General features: G+C 56.6%; 20 protein-coding genes. All 20 read left to right on the forward strand.

What is annotated here, in order from left to right; all coding sequences use genetic code 11:
• Positions 1–30 precede the first annotated feature (30 nt).
• Positions 31–168, forward strand: coding sequence for a hypothetical protein (locus tag QZ170_RS05910; protein WP_297178546.1), 138 nt, complete (start codon positions 31–33; stop codon positions 166–168).
• A gap of 297 nt (positions 169–465) precedes the next feature.
• Positions 466–1,278 (forward strand): hypothetical protein, encoded by an 813-nt coding sequence (locus tag QZ170_RS05915; RefSeq protein WP_297178549.1) that lies wholly within the window; start codon positions 466–468, stop codon positions 1,276–1,278.
• Positions 1,279–1,588: 310 nt separating this feature from the next.
• The gene (locus QZ170_RS05920) at positions 1,589–2,509 is read left to right on the forward strand and encodes a mechanosensitive ion channel domain-containing protein (protein WP_297178552.1); all 921 of its coding nucleotides are present in this window, start codon (positions 1,589–1,591) and stop codon (positions 2,507–2,509) included.
• Positions 2,510–2,512: 3 nt separating this feature from the next.
• On the forward strand, positions 2,513–4,534 hold the full coding sequence (gene uvrB, locus QZ170_RS05925; protein WP_297178554.1) for an excinuclease ABC subunit UvrB: 2,022 nt from the start codon (positions 2,513–2,515) through the stop codon (positions 4,532–4,534).
• 308 nt (positions 4,535–4,842) lie between these two features.
• Positions 4,843–6,699 carry an ABC transporter ATP-binding protein gene (locus QZ170_RS05930; protein ID WP_297178557.1) on the forward strand — a complete coding sequence of 619 codons (1,857 nt, stop codon included), beginning with the start codon at positions 4,843–4,845 and terminating at the stop codon, positions 6,697–6,699.
• Positions 6,700–6,719: 20 nt separating this feature from the next.
• Positions 6,720–9,266 (forward strand): ATP-dependent Clp protease ATP-binding subunit, encoded by a 2,547-nt coding sequence (locus QZ170_RS05935; protein ID WP_297178560.1) that lies wholly within the window; start codon positions 6,720–6,722, stop codon positions 9,264–9,266.
• Entirely contained in the window at positions 9,263–9,835 is a 573-nt protein-coding gene (locus QZ170_RS05940) for a sigma-70 family RNA polymerase sigma factor (protein WP_297178563.1), read from the forward strand. The genes QZ170_RS05935 and QZ170_RS05940 overlap by 4 nt, the downstream gene beginning before the upstream one ends.
• Positions 9,836–9,892: 57 nt before the next feature.
• On the forward strand, positions 9,893–10,315 hold the full coding sequence (locus tag QZ170_RS05945; RefSeq protein WP_297178566.1) for a hypothetical protein: 423 nt from the start codon (positions 9,893–9,895) through the stop codon (positions 10,313–10,315).
• Positions 10,316–10,328: 13 nt separating this feature from the next.
• Entirely contained in the window at positions 10,329–10,790 is a 462-nt protein-coding gene (locus QZ170_RS05950; protein ID WP_297178570.1) for a hypothetical protein, read from the forward strand.
• Positions 10,791–11,489: 699 nt separating this feature from the next.
• Entirely contained in the window at positions 11,490–11,699 is a 210-nt protein-coding gene (locus QZ170_RS05955; protein WP_297178572.1) for a hypothetical protein, read from the forward strand.
• A gap of 655 nt (positions 11,700–12,354) precedes the next feature.
• Positions 12,355–12,564: a hypothetical protein gene (locus tag QZ170_RS05960; protein ID WP_297178575.1), complete on the forward strand. Its 210-nt coding sequence runs from the start codon at positions 12,355–12,357 to the stop codon at positions 12,562–12,564.
• 90 nt (positions 12,565–12,654) lie between these two features.
• Complete coding sequence (locus QZ170_RS05965) at positions 12,655–14,892, forward strand: outer membrane beta-barrel protein (protein ID WP_297178578.1); 2,238 nt, start codon at positions 12,655–12,657, stop codon at positions 14,890–14,892.
• Complete coding sequence (locus QZ170_RS05970) at positions 14,889–15,320, forward strand: MauE/DoxX family redox-associated membrane protein (RefSeq protein WP_297178581.1); 432 nt, start codon at positions 14,889–14,891, stop codon at positions 15,318–15,320. Before QZ170_RS05965 ends, QZ170_RS05970 begins: the two co-directional genes overlap by 4 nt.
• A gap of 169 nt (positions 15,321–15,489) precedes the next feature.
• Positions 15,490–16,335, forward strand: coding sequence for a hypothetical protein (locus QZ170_RS05975; RefSeq protein WP_297178584.1), 846 nt, complete (start codon positions 15,490–15,492; stop codon positions 16,333–16,335).
• Positions 16,336–16,696: 361 nt separating this feature from the next.
• Entirely contained in the window at positions 16,697–17,092 is a 396-nt protein-coding gene (gene rpsH / locus QZ170_RS05980; RefSeq protein ID WP_297178586.1) for a 30S ribosomal protein S8, read from the forward strand.
• An 18-nt stretch (positions 17,093–17,110) separates the two neighbouring features.
• Entirely contained in the window at positions 17,111–17,662 is a 552-nt protein-coding gene (gene rplF / locus QZ170_RS05985) for a 50S ribosomal protein L6 (RefSeq protein ID WP_297178588.1), read from the forward strand.
• 25 nt (positions 17,663–17,687) lie between these two features.
• Positions 17,688–18,032 (forward strand): 50S ribosomal protein L18, encoded by a 345-nt coding sequence (rplR, locus tag QZ170_RS05990; protein ID WP_297178590.1) that lies wholly within the window; start codon positions 17,688–17,690, stop codon positions 18,030–18,032.
• Between the two features lie 12 nt (positions 18,033–18,044).
• A complete protein-coding gene (gene rpsE / locus QZ170_RS05995) occupies positions 18,045–18,569 on the forward strand; it encodes a 30S ribosomal protein S5 (RefSeq protein WP_297178592.1) in 525 nt (174 codons plus the stop codon).
• A 37-nt stretch (positions 18,570–18,606) separates the two neighbouring features.
• A complete protein-coding gene (gene rpmD / locus QZ170_RS06000) occupies positions 18,607–18,783 on the forward strand; it encodes a 50S ribosomal protein L30 (RefSeq protein ID WP_297178595.1) in 177 nt (58 codons plus the stop codon).
• A gap of 28 nt (positions 18,784–18,811) precedes the next feature.
• On the forward strand, positions 18,812–19,026 hold a 215-nt coding region (rplO, locus tag QZ170_RS06005), incomplete at its 3' end, for a 50S ribosomal protein L15 (protein ID WP_297178598.1).

Below are 19,026 nucleotides of genomic sequence, written 5' to 3' on the forward strand. Positions count from 1 at the left end.
AGCCCTACCGCACAAGAACTCTAATTAGATATGAATAGCACAATGAGACACGAGGAATATCAGCGTCCGCTCGCTCAGCTGATCGTACTACCAGCGCCGAGCGATATCCTAGTCAGCTTCTCTGTCACCGGACAGATCGGAGACTTCGACGACGAAGGAGAGCTCTAGCCCGACGCCTAGAGCATCGATAGGAATGTGTTGGGGACAGGTGCCGTCTGGAGCACCTGCCCCCACACTCCTTTTCTCCCCTAGAGGGAGCGTCCTATCTATGTGAGGGGCTTCTCGGGAAAGATCCTCCCCGCCCCCCATGTCCCGAGGGGTAGAGAGGCGGAGAATAGCCCCTCCCTATAGGAGGAAAGAGATAAAGAACTATCTTTGCCCCCCGAATGAGACAAGAGAAAGATGTATCCAACGGCCTCCGAAGGGCCAAATCTTAGCCCTAATAATTTATCACTTCATCATCACATGAGACGTATCTTTACGCTACTACTGACGGTATTACTCCCCCTTAGCCTCGCTGGCCAGAAGACCAAGTTTACCCCCGAGCACTGGGGGCTCGTCGATGGCAAGACCGTGATCAAGGCGAATATCACGAGCCCTATCTTCCGCAACTACAGCGTGGCTGTAGAGCGTGTCCTGGGTCGTGGCCTTGGCCTACAGCTCGGGGCGAACATCATGCCCCGTGGTCCCCTACCTCTAGTCCCTGCTGGGGGTGCTCTGCAGATGGAGTCGGAGTGGGTGAATTTCTTCTCCCTCAGCTCCTTCTCCCTCACCCCCGAGCTCCGCTGGTACACAGGTGGGGGCTATGGACATGGCTTCTACCTGATGGGCTACTGGCGCTATGAGCGCTATCGGGTCGGTGACTATGGGTATCACTTCGATCTCGAGCGGCTCCCTAATGGGACGGTCCCCCAAGGGAGTGCTGTCCTCTCGGGTAAGCTCGATACCTACAGCCTAGGGATGGGTCTAGGGGCTCAGTGGCTCTTCGGGCGGAACAAGAATATCGTCCTAGACTGGAATATCCTAGGGGCGCATATCGGCCGTGGTAAGCTCGGGGCGGATGTCGTCTATCACCTCCAGGGTGGGGGGCAGCTACCTGCAGAGAGCCGCGAGACTGCTAGCCGAGATATCCTAGCTCCGCTGAGCGACCTAGCGTTCCTCAACTTCGATGGGGCTCGGGGCGAACTCGACGAGGCGAACTCGACGGTACGTGCTCAGGGCATAGGTACTCCCTGGGCCTTCTTCCGCATGTCCCTCTCGGTAGGCTTCCGCTTCTAGTCTCCCGGGGATCCCCCCCCAGACGACAGGCCTCCTAGACGGAGTGCCTATTGAGCGACAGGACACCTCCCCGATACGATCGGCGGGGGTGTCCTGTCGCTCATATCCCCCCTCAGCCCACCGTCGGAGGGCGGGGAGAGGGTGGAGCAGAGGGCGGGGAGAGGGTGGAGTAGCAGCATGGGGAGAGTGTGGAGCAGGAGTGAGGACGAGGACGAACCTAGAGCCCCCCTCGGTGGTTTATCTCAGTAGGATGAAGGTCATCCACTGCCCCCTAAGTATCATTCAGTCTGAGACAAAAGCAATAGGCCCTATGGCACACCCACTATTCTCCGATATCCTACCCGCAGACTCTACTGCAGCCTCCCAGGTGACCAGTGCCCTCGGCAAGGCCACCAAGCCCCTAGACCTAGACGTCAATCACCTCTTCAGCCGTGCTATGATGGAGGACTGGCTCAATGCCGGGATCAACTTCGGCATACGTGTCGTGCTGGCGATCCTCCTCTTCCTCGTCGGCCGATGGGTGATACGTAGGCTCCTCCGCATCTTCGAGCGCATCCTCAAGCGTCGGGACATCGATGGGGTGGCCGTCACCCTCTTGGGCTCCGTCCTCTCGGCCCTGCTCTATATCGCCCTCTTCCTCACCCTCGGTGGGGTGCTCGGCGTGAAGTCCGTCTCCTTCGCTGCTGTCCTAGCCTCCATGGGTCTAGCGGTAGGGATGGCTCTGAGTGGTCAGCTACAGAACCTAGCTGGCGGGGTCATCATCATGGTCACCAAGCCCTTTGCGATCGGGGACTACATCGTAGCCCAGTCGGTCGAGGGCTCCGTGTACGCTGTGAGCCTCTTCTATACCGAGATCCTGACCCCCGACAACAAGCGCATCTTCATCCCCAACGGTACCCTCAGTGGTGGGGTCGTGGTGAACTGCTCGCACGAGACAACGAGACGAGTCGAGTGGACCTTTGGGGTCGAGTACGACGAGGACTTCGATCGGGTACGTACTGCCCTAGAGCACTTGCTGGCCAGCGATGAGCGCATCCTCAAGAGTCCCGAGCCCGTCATCGCCCTACACAACCTAAATAGTAGCTCGGTCGATATCCTCGTGCGTGCCTGGGTACAGTCGGCGGATCTCTGGCCGGTCTTCTGGGACTTCAATCGTCGTGTCTACGAGGACTTCAACCAGCGGGGGATCTCCTTCCCCTTCCCACAGCTCACTGTCCATCAGGGCAAGTAAGGTATGGACTTTCAGCTTACCTCTCGTTTCAAGCCTACGGGTGATCAGCCCCAGGCGATCAGCGAGCTCGTCAGTGGCTTCCAGCAAGGTATCCCCTTCCAGACGCTCCTCGGGGTGACCGGGTCGGGGAAGACCTTCACCGCAGCCAACGTCATCGCTCAGGTGAAGAAGCCTACCCTGGTGCTGAGCCACAACAAGACGCTGGCGGCACAGCTCTACGCCGAGTTCAAGGCCTTCTTCCCCAACAACGCTGTGGAGTACTTCGTCTCCTACTACGACTACTACCAGCCCGAGGCCTATATCGCTGCCTCCGATACCTATATAGAGAAGGATATGGCGATCAATGCTGAGATCGAGAAGCTGCGACTCCGGACAACAGCCTCTCTGCTCTCGGGACGTGAGGATGTGATCGTGGTCTCCTCCGTATCCTGTCTCTATGGTATGGCAGACCCGAAGGCCTTCGAGGAAAAGATTATCCGTCTCAAGGATGGCCAGCGTTACAGCCAAGACCAGTTCAAGCGAGACCTCGTACTTAATCATTATATCAATGACCGCATCACCTTCGAGTCGGGCTACTTCCGTGTCAAGGGGGATACCATCGACGTCTTCCCTGCGATCGAGGGCTTCGATGGCGTAGCCTATCGTATCACCTTCTGGGATGATGAGATCGAGCGGATCGCCTCCTTCGACCCGCATAGTGGTCGGGAGTATGGGCCGATGTCCTCCCTCATCATCCATCCTGCGAACCTCTTCGTCACGACCCAGGAGCAGGTCAATAACGCTGTGGGGCAGATCGACGTAGACCTAGGGGATAGGGTGCGGGAGCTGGAGGAAGAGGGACACCCCTACGAGGCTAAGCGCCTCTACGAGCGTGTGACCTACGACGTGGAGATGATCCGTGAGCTCGGCTACTGCTCGGGTATCGAGAACTATTCCCGCTACTTCGATGGCAGGAAGCCCGGCGAGCGCCCCTTCTGTCTGCTGGACTACTTCCCGAGGGACTATCTGCTGATCATCGACGAGAGTCACGTGACCCTCCCGCAGATCCATGCGATGTATGGGGGCGACCGCTCCCGCAAGGTCAGCCTCGTGGAGTACGGCTTCCGCCTACCCGCAGCCCTAGACAACCGCCCACTGAAGTACGAGGAGTTCGACACTCTCACCCCCCGCATCCTCTATATCAGTGCTACGCCTGCCGAGTATGAGCTGGCTCGGTGCGAGGGGATCGTCGTCGAGCAGCTCATTCGCCCCACGGGCCTACTCGATCCCGTGATCGAGGTGCGCCCGACACAGCATCAGGTGGATGACCTAGAGCATGAGATCAGCCTAGCGGTCGAGCATGGGGAGCGTGTCCTAGTGACGACGCTCACCAAGCGTATGGCCGAGGAGCTCTCTGAGTATCTCCTGCGGCACGGGGTCTCCTGTAGCTATATCCACAGTGATGTGGATACCCTAGAGCGTATACAGATCATGGAGGATCTACGTCGGGGAGTCTATGATGTGCTCATCGGGGTCAATCTCCTACGTGAGGGGCTAGACCTACCCGAGGTAGCCCTAGTGGCCGTGCTTGATGCTGACAAGGAGGGCTTCCTGCGCTCCCACCGCTCGCTGACCCAGACGGCAGGCCGAGCGGCACGTAATGTGAATGGGCGGGTTATCTTCTATGCCGACAAGGTCACCGAGAGCATGCGCCTGACGATGGAGGAAACGGAGCGCAGGCGCCGCAAGCAGATCGCCTACAACGAAGCCCACGGTATCACCCCCCAGCAGATCGTCAAGAATAGCTCCTCGGCCTTCCCCGACAAGAAGGGAGACACCACCGCTGTGGCCTATATCGAGGCCGACCCGACAGCTGCCGTCCCCGATCCCCTAGAGGAGCTGATGGGGCTAGAGCAGCTCCTGAAGCTCGCCGAGGTCAAGCGTACCGAGATGATGACCGCTGCCAAGGAGCTGGACTTCATCGAGGCTGCTCGTCTGCGCAACGAGCTCCAGCGTCTGGAGGAGAAGATACGCTTGCTACAGTAGCTTCACCCAGCCGACTCTCCCACATCCGTACGTCCCAGCCCGTACTCCCCCTAGCCACGGGTAGCACTCATCACTCATTGACATCACTCACTGAGATGGGGGCTACCCGTGGTCTTTGTCCCCCCCCTTCGGCACACAGAGCGGAGGGAGGGCCTCCTAGACTAGGAGAATAGGTGGAGACTCGGGGGCGTAGGTATAAGGGGAAAGTAGTACCTTTGGTATGATTATTGCATAGTAACGAATAAGCTTAGTCGCCACTTTTGCTCCCTCGGGGGGGAGCTCCACGGCTCTACGACTGTATATACTAGATGAAGGATATCCTGATGCTCATACGGCGGTTCATCGCCCCTAAGTACAAGGGGGTGCTTGCGCTCGCCATCCTCTTCAATATCATTAGCTCGCTGCTGAACCTCGTGGCTTTTGCCCTCGTGATGCCGATCCTGAATATCCTCTTCCAGATAGAGGCTCGGGTGACGGACTTCATCCCGTGGTCTTCGCTGGACCTCACCACTCAGCAGGGGCTGAAGGAGATCCCTAAGGTCCTTAGTCATAACTTCGCCTACTTCGTCTCCGAGCTGATCACGACACGGGGAGCATCGTATACGCTCATCGTCCTAGGCTTCTACCTCGCAGCGATGACCCTGCTGAAGGTAGGTACCTCCTACCTCGGGGGCTTCTTCCTCATCCCGCTCCGCACGGGGGTCGTACGCGACCTGCGCAATATGCTCAATCGCAAGATCCTCTCCCTGCCCCTCGGCTTCTTTAGCGACGAGCGCAAGGGGGATATCATGGCTCGTATCACGGGGGATGTGGGCGACGTGGAGAACTCCGTGATGAGCTCCATCGACCTCCTGCTCAAGAACCCCATCATGATCACCGTCTACCTCGGCTCGATGCTCCTGATCAGCTGGCAGCTCACCCTCTTCGTCCTGCTCGTCCTGCCCATCGCAGGGATAGTCATGGGGCGTGTGGGTAAGTCCCTCAAGCGCTCCAGCCTAGAGGTGCAGAACCAGTCGGGTGAGCTGGTGAGCCAGATCGAGGAGACCCTCGGGGGGCTACGTATCGTCAAGGCCTTCACGGCCGAGGAGTACGTGGCTCGGCGCTTCGAGTCCCTCAACGAGCGCCTACGTAGCTCGATCATCTCGGTCAGTCGCCGTCAGCTCCTAGCGCACCCGATGAGCGAATTCCTCGGTACGGTCGCTATCGTCGTTGTCCTCTGGTACGGAGGCTCGCTGATCCTCTCCCAGTCGAGCTCGATCACGGCCTCGACCTTCATCTACTACCTCGTCATCTTCTACAGCCTCATCAATCCACTCAAGGAGCTCAGCAAGGGCTTCTATGCGATCCGCCGAGGGATGGCCTCTATGGAGCGTGTAGACCGTATCCTCAGAGCCGAGAGTACGATACAGGATCCGGAGCACCCCCAGCCTGTGACCTTCGACGAGGCGATCGAGCTCCGACACGTCTCCTTCCGCTACGCCGAGGAGTGGGTGCTGCGTGATGTCAATCTCACGATACGCAAGGGGCAGACCGTAGCTCTCGTCGGCCACTCAGGCTCGGGGAAGACCACACTGGTAGACCTCATCCCTCGCTTCTATGACGTCGTGGAGGGCTCGATCACCATCGACGGGGTGGATATAAGGGATGTAGCCGTGCAGGATCTACGCCACCTGATGGGGAATGTGAACCAAGATCCGATCCTCTTCAATGGCTCGGTGTACGACAATATCGCCTTTGGGGTCGAGCAGGCCACGCTGGAGGATGTCCGCCGGGCAGCCAGCGTAGCGCATGCCGATGAGTTCATCGATACCCTCCCCGAGGGCTACCAGACTAATATCGGAGACCGAGGGGGCAAGCTCTCTGGGGGGCAGCGCCAGCGTCTCTCTATCGCACGTGCTGTCTACAAGAATCCCCCCATACTGATCCTCGATGAGGCGACCTCGGCACTAGATACCAAGAGTGAACGTCTGGTGCAGAGTGCCCTCGACCGCCTCATGTCCGGGCGTACGACGATCGTCATCGCCCACCGCCTCTCCACGATCATCCATGCCGACCTGATTTGTGTCGTCGACGGTGGACGTATCGTCGAGCAGGGAACCCATGAGGAGCTCCTCGCCCTCAACGGGCACTATGCTCGCCTGCATGCTATACAGGTGAAATCCTAAACACTCTGCACACTGCTATCATGAGATACAACTATACCGATACCTTCCGCTCCACCCTAGAGCTAGCCACGGAGAAGGCTCGTGAGCTCGGTCTGCCCGAGCTCACCCTAGACCTCCTCCTCTGGGGCATCCTGCGCGAGGGGACGAGTGCTGCGATCAAGTTCCTCACTGACCGAGAGCTCTCCCCTCAGACCCTCCTCCAGCTCACCGAGGCACTCCTCCGCCATCAGAGTGAGGATGAGCTACCCTACGACGACCCTACGGGCACGGTCCTCTACAGCCTAGAGGCACATAGTGCCATAGCCCGTGCTGCCGAGATCTGTACGATCCTCGGAGACCAAGCCATCAGCCCCCTACACCTGCTACTGAGCATCTTCCTGTGCGGTATGCCGACGGTGCTCAGTGGCTTCGCTAACGTGGGGAACTACGACATCTGGGCAGACCCCCTCATCCAGCGTATCGACAAGGCCCTCAAGCCCGGTGCAAAGGTCGGGGAGGATACCTCGCCCACGGGAGGGACGAGTGTACGTATCCGCCCCCTACAAGCCCTAGAGGTGAGTGCCAAGGGGGTGACCCCCATCTCGCTGGGAGAAGACCTCCCGCCCATCCAAGCCTTCGTCCGTAGGGCGGAGGGGAGCATTGACATCGAGGGCGACTTCCTCTCCCATCTATTTAGCCGAGCTAAGCGCCAAGCGAACCGAGAGACAGCGACCGAGGAGCCACGTGAGGGCGAGGAGTTCCCCTTCGGTGAGTATGGGGTCGATCTCGTCGCTCAGCTCCAGGCTCAGGGACAGAGTGCCCTAGAGGGGCTGGAGCGGGAGGCAGAGATCGAGCAGCTCCTGCAGGTACTCCTACGCTACAAAGCCTGCTGTCCGATCCTCATCGGTGAGCCCAAGGTGGGCAAGACGGAGGTCGTGCGCCAGCTCGCACGCTTGATCATACGGGGGGATCGACTACCCAAGGCCTTCCCCTACAAGCATATCCTACAGGTGAGCTTCACGAGGCTCTTCTCCGGGGCACAGTTCATGGGTGGAGCTGAGGCTACGATACGGGGGCTGATGGAGAGCCTTCGGTTGTCCCCAGACGTCCTCCTCTTCGTCGATGACCTTCACCTGCTCCGCTCGGGGGGACGGTCTCCTGGGGGAGAGGTGCTCGATACGCTCTTCGCCTCCCTCGATCTCTATGGGCTACGCCTGGTCGGCACGTCCACGAGAGGGGGCTATACGCAGAGCCTCGATGACAGCAGTCAGATGGAGCGTGTCTGCTACCCTGTCCCCGTGGAGCCCCTGACGAGGGAGCAGACGCTGGGGATCCTACAGCAGCAGTGTCGCCAGTATGAGGCACACTACGGGGCTAACCTCCAGCCTCTGCTGGGGCGTGTCCTCGACCTCTCGGAGCGGTATATGCCCACCCGCCCCTTCCCCTACAAGGCTCTGGAGCTCCTAGATGCTACGGGAGCCGTCGTCCTAGCCCATCTAAATCGCTCAAGGGCTAGGGGAGGACGAGGAGCCGACCAGCCGACCTATACAGAGGCGGATGTCGATCGGGCTCTAGCCCGCCTGACCGCCCTTCCACTAGAGCGTATCTCTTCGGGGCATGAGCTACGGGCACTAGTCGAGCTTCCCCAGCGACTGCGAGACTCCGTCCTCGGTCAGGATCGTGCCGTGGAGGCTATCGCCCGTGCCGTCCAGCGCTCACGCCTCGGGCTACGGGATAGCCGTAGGCCGATCGCCTCGATGCTCTTCCTTGGCCCTACGGGCGTAGGGAAGACCTATCTAGCGAAGGCTCTGGCTCGGGAGGTCTTCGGCCGTGAGGATGCGATGGTACGTATCGATATGAGTGAGTTCTCCGAGCGCTTCGCAGTCTCCCGCCTCATCGGCTCACCCCCAGGGTATATCGGCTACGGAGAGGGAGGCGAACTGACGGAGCCCGTACGCACCCGACCCTACTGCCTCGTCCTGCTGGATGAGATAGAGAAGGCACACCCCGATACCTACAATATCCTCCTACAGGTCTTCGAGGACGGACGTCTGACGGATACGGAGGGTAACGTCGTGGACTTCCGCAATACGATCGTCGTCATGACGAGCAATGTCGGCTCTCGGCAGGCTCAGGCCTTCGCTCGAGGGGTAGGCTTCGCAGGGCTCACGAACGAGGCCGAGCGCAGTGAGCGTATCTCCCGTCAGGCTCTGCAGCGGACGTTCAGCCCAGAGTTCCTCAATCGCCTCGATGAGATCATTGCCTTCGAGCCGCTCTCGGATGAGGCTCTTGTTCGGATCTTTGAGCTCGAGCTCGCACAGCTCCGGGAGCGAGTCTCCCAGCAGGGCTATCGGGTGAGCATTTCCCCTGAGGCTCGCCGCTACCTAGCACTCCGTGACCTAGACCGGGCGATGGGTGCCCGCCCCCTGCGCCGTACACTCCAGCATGCTGTAGAGGATCAGCTCCTAGATCGTATCCTAGACGGCTCTCTGGGGGTAGGGGATAGCCTGCTGATCACTCTGGCGCGCAATCAGTCCCTACGCTATGTCGTCCAGCATCCTACCACTAAAGCCAAGAGCCAGACATGACCCCTCCCGTCCTGATCACCGAGGAAGACCTACAGCGCCAGCTGGCTGACCCTGCGACACGTCGTGGAGCCTTCGCCTCGGTCGTACGCCTCTACGCACGGCAGATCTACTGGCAGATCCGCCGTATGGTCTATACGCACGAGGATGCTGACGACCTAGTGCAGAATACCTTCATCAAGGCCTGGGAGGCTATCGAGGGCTTCCGTGGGGAGGCCAAGGTCTCCACGTGGCTCTACCGGATAGCAATGTACGAGGCGCTGAACTTCCTGAAGAAGCGAGGTAGCGAGGAGGCCTATCGGGTCGCCCCCAGCGAGGAGGCCGATGCCGAGTACCTACTCTCCCGGCTACAGGCCGATGAGTACTTCGATGCGGACGAGGCTGAGGAGCGCCTACAGCGTGCTCTGCTCAGCCTACCTCCCAAGCAGCAGCTCGTCTTCCGCCTGCGCTACTACGATGAGATGCCCTACGACCAGATGGCCCAGCTCACGGGGACGAGCGAGGGGGCGCTGAAGGCATCCTATCACCACGCCTACAAGAAGATCCTCGAGCTCCTAGGGCAGGAGGACTAAACCTTCCCCTGCCTCTCTTGTCTCACCCACAGAAGTCTAGTACTTCGCCTATTATATATGGATAAGCAACCCCTACTGCCAACGTCTGAGCAGAGCCAGCAACACTACCGAGTCCCGGAGGGCTACTTTGATCAGCTCGAGGAGCGGATCATGGCTCGTCTCCCCGAGGAATCTCGGCCGAGTGAGAGCGAGCGAGAGCCCGCCCGCCCCTCGCTCTGGGTGCGTGTGCGCCCGATCGTCTATCTCGCTGCGGTCTTTGTCTCGATGAACCTCGTCTTCCGTGCCTTCCATAGCACGACCCACCCCGAGCAGACAGCTTCTCGGGTCGCTACGGAGCGGAGCACAGAGGATCAGGACGAGGCCTACAGCACCTACTATGCGGAGTATGGGGCGGAGATCGCTACCCAGGATGCCCACGAATATCTATTCGCCGATGGGGATCTCGCTATGCCCGCAGACTATACTACTTCCTCCTATTAGTATTACCCTATTGATGAGACCCATCCTATACACTCTCTTCCTCAGCCTGCTCGCCCTCGTCACCCCAGCGGTGCAGGCTCAGCGAGCTAAGAAGCCAGCTGTACAGCCCACCCCCTCGATGCGGGAGCGGGTACGCTCCGAGAAGCGAGCCTACCTCATCCAGCGCCTCAGCCTCACAGCCAAGGAGGCGGAGGATATTACCCCGATCCTAGATGAGCTGGACGAGAAGCGCTTCCAGCTCTGGCGTGAGGGCGAGGCTCTGGCTCGCCGAGTCCGTCAGGGCGACAAGACCCTCACCGAGGCGGAGCTCTATGCCTTCCTCGACTCCTCGCTCTCGGCACGTATCAAGGAGTCGGAGCTAGAGAAGACCTACTTCCTCCGCTGTCAGCCCTACCTAGAGGCTACGAAGCTCGTCCGCCTGCCGATGGCCTGTCGGGAGTTCGCCCGTCGCTTCTTCGAGCAGCATAAGCACTAGCCTCCCCCGAGGCGGTCGGCTCCTGCCCCCTCGGAGATAAATCCCGAGGGCTATGCGAAAGACTCTGCGACATACGTTATATAGATGAGCAGAGTATGGTATTATGTGTTTGTCACCTGTCTTGATCAGGTGCTCCCCCTATTCAGTTGGCCCCACAGAGGGCAGCTGGATAGGGGGATTTGCTTTACTCTCCCAGTGAGTAGACCTGTACCCTCTGTCTAGGAGACACATGCTGCCCCCTCCCTCCCCTAGAGGCTAGAGCATCCTAGAGTCCCCGCACTCGCCACAGTGTAGATGGGGTGAGAGCCTCTATAGAATGCCCTTCCTGGGGGGCGGAATTACTTCCTTACTGTGTTTGTAAGAGGTTATTGTCTAGTGCGTTGCCTAGGTGGAATGATACTAAAGAATTTTAATTAGAGGAAGAGGTCGGGTTCTCTTGGTTTTATCAAAACCTTTTCGCAACTTTGTGGTCGAGGGGGTGGTTATCCCCACCTCCCCAACACCTACCTAATAGTATACTAAGCTAGGAGTCTAAAGTCTGATACAACTCTAGCCTGAGGGACGTGTCCCTTACCACCGGGCATATGATGTGGTTGCAACTCACCAAAGCCCCGAGGTCTCTCCGCCTCGGTATCAAGAGGAGGCTCATGAACATCGTTAGAGTGAACTATCACTCTGATGAAGTAAATAAGAATAACTATGAACAAGAAAGTAAAAGTTGCCTTGTTTGCTATCGGTCTACTCCTAGCAAGCGGAGGCTTTACCCAGATGCTCCAAGCAAAGCCTAAGCCAGGATCAGATGACAACAAGAACCAAGCACTGGGAATGTGTATTCGTAAGGGCGTTTGCGGTAAGGCTGAAAATGGGATAGTGCTTTATGGACGCTGGGTCGAAATTCGTGTCGAGTAGCCTCTTAACTACTTAGTCACTTGGTGGGAGGGGATCTATAGATGAGCAGAGTATGGTATTATGTGTTTGTCACCTGTCTTGATCAGGTGCTCCCCCTATTCAGTTGGCCCCACAGAAGGCAGCTGGATAGGGGGATTTGCTTTACTCTCCCAGCGAGTAGACCTGTACCCTCTGTCTGGGAGATACATGCTGTCCCCTCCCTCCCCTAGAGGCTAGAGCATCCTAGAGTCCCCGCACTCGCCACGGTGTAGATGGGGTGAGCCCCCCATAGGATCCCCCTCCCAGGGGGCGGAATTACTTCCTTGTTGTGTTTGTAAGAGGTTATTGTCTAGTGCGTTGCCTAGGTGAAATGATACTAAAGAATTTTAATTAGAGGCAGGGGTAGGATTCTCTTGGTTTTATCAAAACCTTTTCGCAACTTTGTGGTCGAGGGGGTGGTTATCCCCACCTCCCCAACACCTACCTAATAGTATACTAAGCTAGGAGTCTAAAGTCTGATACAACTCTAGCCTGAGGGACGTGTCCCTTACCACCGGGCATATGATGTGGTTGCAACTCACCAAAGCCCCGAGGTCTCTCCGCCTCGGTATCAAGAGGAGGCTCATGAACATCGTTAGAGTGAACTATCACTCTGATGAAGTAAATAAGAATAACTATGAACAAGAAAGTAAAAGTTGCCTTGTTTGCTATCGGTCTACTCCTAGCAAGCGGAGGCTTTACCCAGATGCTCCAAGCCAAGCCCAATTCAGGCTCAGGTGACAACAAGAACCGAGCAATAGGAACTTGTGTTGGTAAGGGCACTTGCGGTGAGACTGCAAATGGGACAGTACTTTATGGACATTGGGTTGAAATTCGTGTCCAGTAGCCTCTTAACTACTTAGTCACTTGGTGGGAGAGGATCTTCTCCCTCCCACCAAGTAGACATATTTTCCTCCGTCTGCTAATATCTATAAATATGACTACACATTATCTGCGGCAGACATTATCTGTACTGCTAGCTATAATACTCTATACCTCTCCGATCCTTGGGCAGCGGGTCTTCCGTCTACGTGTCCTCTCGCCTATTGAGCAACCTATTGCCTCGGCATCTGTACGGGTAGAGTGCTGTCGTGACACGATCTACCTCGGGAAGACTGACCCAGCAGGGATCTTCACAGCAGACGTCCCCGCAGGGTGTGATAGCCTCCACCTCTGGGTGCTCGCCGAGGGCTATGGACAGCAGGAGCATACCGTGGCCCTACAGCAAGGGCTACAGTATACCCTTCGACTCACCGAGGTAGAGCTAGGACAGGTCGAGATCATCGCCTCTCGCTCGAGTGTCAAGACGGATGCTGAGGGCACGACCTACCGGATCTCCATGCAGGGCTTGCCCCCGAAGGCTAAGGCGCCTCTTGCGCTTAAGCGACTACCTGGGGTCATCACTCGGATGGAGGAATTCTCGCTCATTGGAGCTCGGGGTAGTGCTACGATCTATGTCGATGAGGTACCTGTGGACGCGAAGTTTTTGAGCACGTTGGAGGCTGCAGATATTGATCGAGTCGAGGTACGCTACATGGATCACAATAGCTCGGGAGAGGGTGGAGCGATCTATATCTATCGCAAGAAGGCAGAGCATCCTGTCCTCAAGGGGGATTTTGACCTCAGCGGAGGCCTACTCCGTCCCAGCTGGGGGCTAATACCGAGCCTTACCCTATATAGTAGGGCTGTGGATATTATCGCCAATGCCTCGGTTGTCTATAACCATCAGCACCCCGAGTCTCATCTCTACCGCAATGGTCACCCCGAGCTCTCTGTATATAATAGATCCAAGGTGCTACAGACCGGAGGGCAGGTCTTCGCTACAGCCGAGTTCAGCCCCCGCCTAAGGGGGACACTGACCTATGCCCTATCCAGGCTACAGAGCTGGCACAATAGCCAGGTGAACCAGCAGGGAATGGTGACCTCAGGGAAGGTACGAGAGGATCAGATGAGGCATGTTGCGAACCTCCTGCTGGCCTACAAATTGGGGAGTAATAATCGGCTACTACTCAAAAGCTATGGGTCATGGATGCTCGGTAACGATACCGACCTCAGAGGGATGGTCGATAGGATCAATAGCCGTGATGTGCTAGCGGAGATCGCCTATGAACATAACCAACTCTCTCTACTCGGCTTGACACACCGCCTCGGGGTCGGCTTCGGAGGGCGTCTAGGGCGTAATAGCCTGTATGATGGGCTTGCCCCCTACCGCAATAGACAGCTACGAGCCTATGTGCGGGATAATGTCTCCCTACTCGAGGATCTGAGCCTTTACTTCATCCTCACAGGGCAGTGGGGCGAGTATGGGCGAGATCGGCTGTATAGCTACAGCGCCTTCACCCCCTCGCTGTCACTCAGCTATGAGCTCGGGGGCTATACGATCGGGCTACGCTATGGGCATAGTGTGCAGCACCCGAGTGCAGACCTACTCTCCCCGAGGGTGTTCTATCGGAATGAGCTGGAGCAACGACAGGGCAACCCCCACCTAGGCCCACAGTATACCGATAACTGGGCCCTCTCGCTCTCGAAGCAGTTCGGGCGACACTCGCTGAGCCTGAAGAGTACCTACTGGCATGCCTCAGACCTCATCTCTTCGCTCTATACGCACCAGCCCAATGTGCTTACCTATGGGAATGCCGGGATAGGAGATGAGCTGAGTACGACACTTAACTATAGCACAGCTCTACTGAACAACCAGCTTAGTCTCAACCTCTACGTCGGTGCTACGTATGCCGACTATCGGCTCACTCCCTCCTATCGTGCCCGTGCCCTGAGCTATGGTACTCGTGGCTGGAGTCTAGAGTGGGGTGGGAGTGTGAACTACTATCACCCTAAGGGCTGGCTGGCCAGTCTCGATCTCTCTGCTGATGGACTCTCCCGGAGTCTATCCTATCAGCAGGAGGAGGAGCCTCAACTGATGCTCCTCCTACAGAAGAGCTTCTTCGCAGGTAAGCTAGATGTCAGCGTTGAAGTGAGGGCACCCTTTGGCTGGGGGGAGCGGAGGACCGAGACAACCTTCCTCCGAGGGATCGTCCAGCGGAAAGAGACCCGTATATCTCAATCCAATGTTTCTCTAGGGCTCACCTATCACTTCGGAGGCGAGGCAAAGCGCCCCATGAAGGCACTCACCACATCGCCCCTCTCCCTAGATGATGTCAAGTGCTCTGACCTATGAAGACTCTCTCATTAGGCAGGAGGAGCCGACTCCCTAGGCTCCTCCTGCTCTATCCCATCATCCTCTTCCTCTCCTATACACTGTGGCATAAGCTCTTCGGGCTAGATGCCTTCCTCACGAATATCACGAAAACGGGGATGTTTGAGGGGATAGAAGTGGATGTAGTTGCCTATTCCGGGCTCGCCCTAGAGGCTTGTAGTCTCCTTTTGCTTATTGTTTGGGAGCGAGTAGGGGTCTATCTATCCCTTGTGATGATGAGCTTCTTCACGACCTATATCTCTGTCTTATACCTATTGGGGCGGTATGAGGTCTGTGGCTGTGGTGGGGTACTCAATGGGCTTTCGTTCCCCTACCATCTCACCATCAATATAGTGTTACTACTTTCTTTGGTTTATTTCCTTTTCTATCCTCCTCATGAAGCATCATAGACTTTGGTTCTTGTTGGGTATCTTCTGTGCTAACCTTGCTCTAGGCTATGCTCTATATGATCGAGGACGCAGGGGAAGCACTGAGGATGTCATTATCGCTAAGCGCCACCTACGTGCGGGGGCTGAGCTCTTTCGTTATATAGGGTGTGAGCCTCTTCCAGCTGATCGGATGGAGACCCTACTGCATGGAGGGCTGATAGCCTCTGTCTACACAGATGGCTCTAGTGATACGACGGTGCTAAAGGACGTGGTGACGGGTGCTACTCTTTGGCAAGGGGATATCGGAGGTCGGGCGGGACAGGTCGTAGGATACCATGACTCAGTGCTCACATGGATAGCCCAGTCGAAGCTCTACCAAGGTAGGAGTGGAGGTGCCTCCCCATCCCACTTGTTGTCTGGTGTAGTTGTGGCTGGAGATACACAGCATGGAACTCCTCTAGTACTCCAGTATGATACCCTGAGCCGGACCGTACACTTTGGCGTATATGCTCCCGAGGAGAAGGGGTTGGTCGATACCTTTGCGCTGGATATGGGAGGGCATTACAACGCTCTCTCAGAATATCAGCTTGCCTATGATGGCCTGTTCACTCGGACCTCGGAGCATACGATCTATACACCCTTTTTCTTTCCTAGAGTGCTCCTATTTGATAGTTGTGGTAGGTCACTAGGAGCGATTAGTACGATTGACCAGATTCCAGCTCCTGTCATTGCTTACCATGATGGTCTTTTTGTCTATAAGCGAGGTAGTGCATTTCGGACTAATCTAGCCGCGCAGATCCTTGGAGAGAAACTCTATGTGTTGCCCTATCGGGTCAATAGACTAAATACGCAGTTTATACTGGATGTGTACTCGCTCCCAGAGGGACGCTACGAGTACAGTGTAGCCTTAGATGCCCCCGAGAGGAGGGGGGAACGGCTGGAGATCATGGAGGTGTTCTTCTCGCGAACACAACTGTGTATAGAGGATACCAAGGGACGTAGGTTTACTTATCAGATTGTTGAGCCGGTGGCTTAGTCGGAGAGGATAGGGGAATGGTCTTATACTGTGACTCTTTCTCTTGGTCGTCAATACCTTGTCTCTCTAGTGTGCGACTTCCCGAGGCTCTAGTTTATCAGTGAGGGACGGCCCTCACCCCCTTCCGCGGGGAGCGAGCTAGGGGGCGAGGCTAGCTAGGGAGGAGAGAGGAGGGGGTAGCGAGTTGGTACGATATGCGTGTGGCTGTGGTAGTTGCATGTGTGAGAAATAGTTCGTACATTTGCATGCTTTTTGCGTGGAGTATCTGCACCCTAAGGTGCTGAGTCTCATGCCAAGGAGCAACAAGCAGTATGTTTAAATATTGTCTGGGTCGTCCAGATCAATTTAATTCTCAACATTAATGACAGATCCTATTGCAGATTATCTGACGCGCCTGCGTAATGCAGTGAAGGCTGGCCACAAAGTGGTCGAGATCCCAGCGTCTAATCTAAAGAAAGAGATCACGAAGATTCTCTTCGACAAGGGGTACATCCTCAACTTCAAGTTCGTCGAAGATGGCCCACAGGGCACGATCAAGGTCGCACTGAAGTATGACCGTACGGGTCGTGTGAACGCCCTGAAGGCGCTCAAGCGCGTCTCTCGCCCAGGTCTTCGTAAGTATGTAGGCTATCGTGAGATGCCCCGCGTACTCAATGGTCTCGGTATCGCTATCCTCTCTACTTCACGAGGTGTTATGACCGATAAGGAGGCTTCGCAGCTCAAGGTGGGTGGCGAAGTACTATGTTACATCTACTAAAAGAAGGAGGTATATACTATGTCAAGAATAGGAAAGCTTCCCGTAAGCATCCCAGCAGGCGTTACCGTCTCCGTCAAGGATCAGGTCGTCACCGTCAAGGGCTCCAAGGGTGAGCTAACACAGGCCTTCGATGCCCGCATCTCTGTCGCCGTAGAGGGTGACCATGTCGTCGTCAGCCGTAGTAGCGATGATCGTCAGGAGCGTTCACTCCACGGTCTCTATCGTGCTCTTATCCACAATATGATCGTCGGTGTCTCCGAGGGCTTCACCAAGACGCTTGAGCTCGTCGGTGTGGGCTATCGTGCCTCCAACCAGGGTCAGATCCTAGAGCTTAGCCTCGGCTTCACGCACAATATCTACCTCCAGCTCCCCAAGGAGATCCAGGTAGAGACGAAGACAGAGCGTAACAAGAACCCTCTGATCATCCTGACCAGCGCAGACAAGCAGCTCCTCGGGCAAGTGTGCACGAAGATCCGCTCCTTCCGTATGCCAGAGCCTTACAAGGGTAAGGGTATCCGCTTCGAGGGTGAAGTCATCCGTCGCAAGTCCGGTAAGAGCGCAGGTAAGTAACCGCTAAAACACGTATAAAGCAATCATGTTGAAGAAAGAAGCAAGAAGACAGAAGATCAAGACGCGTGTACGTGCCAAGATCAGCGGTACGGCAGAACGCCCACGCCTGACTGTATTCCGAAGCAATAAGCAGATCTACGCACAGGTGATCGATGACGTAGCAGGGGTAACCCTAGCGAGTGCGTCTTCGCTCAAGCTCAGTGCAGAGGGGACGAAGAAGGAAATCGCAGCCCTCGTCGGGACAGAGGTCGCCAAGGCCGCCCAGGCTGCAGGTGTCTCCACCGTAGTATTCGACCGTAATGGTTACCTCTACCACGGCCGTGTGAAAGAGCTAGCTGATGCAGCTCGTGCAGCAGGTCTTAACTTTTAATCTTGTATCGCAATGTCAGATAATCGCTCCAAGTCAGCTAGAGAGTTTGAGGGCAAGGACAAGTTCGTCGAACGCCTCGTAGCTATCAATCGTGTCACCAAGGTGACCAAGGGTGGTCGTACATTCACCTTCGCTGCTATCGTCGTCGTCGGAGATGAGAACGGACGTATCGGCTGGGGTCTTGGTAAGGCTGGCGAAGTATCCGCCGCTATCTCCAAGGGTACAGAAGCTGCAAAGAAGAACCTCATCACGGTACCCATCCACAAGGGTACGATCCCACACGAGCAGGTCGCTCGCTTCGGCGGTGCCCGCGTCTTCCTCAAGCCTGCCTCTGCCGGTACGGGAGTAAAGGCTGGTGGTGCTATGCGTGCCGTGCTAGAGAGCGTAGGGGTACATGACGTCCTAGCGAAGAGCAAGGGCTCCTCGAACCCCCACAACCTCGTCAAGGCTACGATCGCTGCCCTAGCAGAGATGCGCTCGCCTCTGATGGTGGCTCGCAACCGTGGTGTCTCTGTAGAAAAGGTCTTCAAGGGCTAGTCCTGCATCATTCATTAGGTAAAGAATCACAAGTACAATGGCACAGATAAAGATCCAGCAAGTACGCAGTAAGATCAAGAGCCCTAAGGTGCAGAAGCTCACGCTCCAAGCTCTAGGGCTGAAGAAGCTCGGCCAGATCGTCGAGCACAACGACACGCCTCAGATCCGTGGTATGGTCAATGCTGTCAAGCACCTTGTCCGTATCGTCGAGTAATATTAACCCAGTAACGCAAGACAGAGAAATGGATTTATCAAGTTTGAAGCCCGCAGCGGGCTCAGTGAAGACGCGCAAGCGCATCGGTCGTGGTCCTGGCTCCGGTCTCGGGGGTACATCTACTCGCGGTCACAAGGGGGCAAAGAGCCGCTCCGGCTACTCCAAGAAGATTGGCTTCGAGGGTGGTCAGATGCCTATCCAGCGTCGCCTGCCTAAGTTCGGCTTCAAGAATATCAATCGTGT

This window comes from uncultured Porphyromonas sp. (genome assembly GCF_905372525.1).
GTDB lineage: Bacteria > Bacteroidota > Bacteroidia > Bacteroidales > Porphyromonadaceae > Porphyromonas.